General features: G+C 34.1%; 2 protein-coding genes and 1 tRNA gene. 2 read left to right on the forward strand and 1 reads right to left on the reverse strand.

What is annotated here, in order from left to right; translation table 11 throughout:
• Positions 1–16: 16 nt before the first annotated feature.
• Positions 17–100: transfer RNA gene (locus NZ923_10650), tRNA-Leu, on the forward strand.
• An 84-nt stretch (positions 101–184) separates the two neighbouring features.
• A complete protein-coding gene (locus NZ923_10655; protein ID MCS7230470.1) occupies positions 185–1,936 on the forward strand; it encodes a ribonuclease J in 1,752 nt (583 codons plus the stop codon).
• Between the two features lie 105 nt (positions 1,937–2,041).
• On the opposite strand, the gene NZ923_10660 is transcribed toward NZ923_10655, so the two are convergent.
• On the reverse strand, positions 2,042–2,965 hold a 924-nt coding region (locus NZ923_10660), incomplete at its 5' end, for a hypothetical protein (GenBank protein MCS7230471.1).

Below are 2,965 nucleotides of genomic sequence, written 5' to 3' on the forward strand. Positions count from 1 at the left end.
AGAGAAGAATAAAATTGCCGAGGTGGCGGAATTGGTAGACGCGCGGGGTTCAGGGCTCCGTAGCTTTAAAGCTGTATGGGTTCGAATCCCATCCTCGGCAAAAGATAAAACTAAGTTTTGATTATGGTCAATTAATTAATTTTTCTCCAGTAGCCTAATAAACAAAGGCGAATTAGTTTATTTGATGATTCAGAAACTAGTTAGCGAAGCAACAAAAGCCCAAACCCTTCTTAAATCTTCAAAATATAAGGGCGAACTTAAAATTATTCCACTTGGTGGTTTGGAAGAAGTGGGTCGTAACTTAACTGCTTTTGAATATGACAATCGGGAAATTTTAGTTGTTGATATTGGACTGGGATATCCTTATTTTGAAGAGATGCCTGGAATTGACTTTCTCATTCCTAATGTTGAATATCTAGAAAAAAATAGGGATAAGATAGTGGGAGTAATTTTTACTCATGGTCATTATGATCATATTGGTGCTGTGCCCTACATTATTGAAAAATTAGGCAATCCTCCTCTTTATACTACCCCATTGACGAGGGGATTAATTTTAAAGAGACAGGAGGATTTTACCAGTTCTCCTCAATTAGAAATTAGCGAGGTTAGAAAAGAAAGATATAAAACTTTCACTCTTGGTTCATTTACCATTGATTATTTTCATGTCAATCATAATATTCCTGATTCAATTGGTTTACTAATTCAGACCCCCGCTGGTAATGTGATGCACACTGGTGATTTTAAAATTGATTTCACACCTTTTTTTGATAAACCAGCTGACTTAGCCAGAGTTGTTAGACTGGCAATGAAAGGGGTAAGATTGTTGATGATTGATTCAACCAACTCTTATCAAAGTGGCTTCGTTGCTTCAGAAAGAAAAATTATGGAAACACTCGAGGAAGTTTTTAGAAAGAGTCAAGGTAGAATAATTGCTGCTACTTTTGCTTCGCTTTTGGAGAGAGTTCAACAACTTATTTGGTTATCTAACGCTTATGGTCGTAAAGTGGTAATTGATGGCAGAACTTTAAAGACAAATATTGAGGTAGCTCGGGCGTTAAAATACCTTCAGATGCCAAAAGGGACAATTATTAGACCTGAGGATAGTTTTCGCTTGCCTCCTTATCAGGTAACTATCATTTGCACTGGTTCTCAAGCAGAAGAAGGATCAGCTCTGATGAAAATTGCTAACGCCGAGCATCGTTATTTTAAGATTATTCCAGGAGACACTATTATTTTTTCTTCTTCTATCATTCCTGGCAATGAAAGAGTCATTCAAGATCTTAAAGATACTCTTCAAAAACAGGGAGGAAAAATAATTCACTATCAAATGATGGACATTCATGCCTCTGGTCATGCTTTTGCTGACGAAGTTAAATTAATGATTAATCTTGTCAAACCAGAATATTTAATGCCCATTCATGGTCATTACTTTATGTTAAAAGCGGTTGAGGAAATTGGTTTGAGCTTGGGCATACCCCAAGAAAAAATTTTGGTTGCTCAAAATGGTCAGATAATCAAGATGATACCAGAAAAGGTTTTTATTAGTCATGAGACAGTGCCTGCGAATGTTGTTTATGTTGACGGTCTTGGCATTGGTGATATTAAAGAAGTTGTTCTGAGAGATAGGCAAAATTTAGCTAAGGATGGAATGTTTGTAGTGGTTGTTACTATTGATGTTTCAACGGGAGAAGTGAAAACTAGTCCTGATATTATTTCTCGTGGTTTTGTCTACTTGAGAGAATCAAAAGAGTTATTAAGAGAAGTAAGAAATCTTATCACCAAAATTGTTAAGAGGAACACTAAATTTTTAGGTGATGAATCACCATTGATTCAGGAAGAACAGATAAAGTATAGCCTTAAGGAGGAAATTGCTGAATTTCTGTTTAAGAAAACTCAACGTCGTCCTATTGTCTTACCTGTGGTGATTAAGGTATAATTTAGCTAAAGATGACCAGGCTATTGATTTGGGTAGTGGTTTTTCTTATACTTCTTTACTTTATCTTTATTCCTCTGAATTTTGTTCGTCAACAACCTCAAAAAGTTAGCCCAGTGAAAATTTACTAAAAATTTCTTTGGCCAATTCAAAGGGATCAGTACTAACAACTGGTAAGCCAAAAATTTCTAAGCTACCGAAATCAGAATTTAACTTACTTATACTTCCTCGATCAACAAAAAAACCAAAGTTTTTTAGCGAAGTTGAATCTACTATGTAAAAAAGATTGAAACTTTGAGTGCCAGATTCAACTAATGCCTTAATAACCTTCCATAAAAATTTTGGTTTTAAATTGCCATATATGTTAAGCCCTCTTTCTTTAGGGGGAGTAAGGCTAAACCAAATTTTACATTCTTCTTTCTCTTTTCCTATTCCTAATGAGATTGCTAATCGTGAATAGTCATCTAAGTAATGACTCTTAAAACTTTGATGATATTTCATTAACTTTTGAGAAAGCGAAGATATATTAATTGGTTCATAAATATAAGCTAATAACTGAAAATGAGGATGTAAAATTGATGCTGCTCCTCGATAATGATAGTTCCAGATAAAAATAGAGGTTTTAATTTTTTCGTCATATCTTTTAATTTTCTCAAACCAATTTAGAGATAGATCAATTGCTCCTTCAAAATCCTTTTCATTTAGTTCTTCGAGTTGATGTTTTTTAAATATAGTTAAGCTATGATAATCAGCCATTTTTGAAATGTTAGCTGAAGTTACTGCTACTTCGTTCTGTAATCTACCTAACTCGTCAAGAGGAGTTTCGGTTTCATAGTGGCAGAAAGGATCATACTCTTTTTCATTTTTCGGAATATTTTCTATTTTTTGTGGTTGAGGTCTAGCTTTTCTACTCAAGTTAAAAATTGTTTCTCTTTCTAAAACCTTATCTCGAATATAGATAATTTTTTGGTGCTTAAACTCATTATATTTTTCGGCTAAATTTCCTAAGTCGATTTCTCTTTCTCGCCAATC

This window comes from Candidatus Kryptonium sp., from assembly GCA_025060635.1.
In the GTDB taxonomy this organism is placed as follows: domain Bacteria; phylum Bacteroidota; class Ignavibacteria; order Kryptoniales; family Kryptoniaceae; genus Kryptonium.

Bases quoted from the DNA above. Each gene is read 5' to 3' on its own strand.
- NZ923_10655 (MCS7230470.1), top strand. From the start codon at position 185: ATGATTCAGAAACTAGTTAGCGAAGCAACAAAAGCCCAAACCCTTCTT.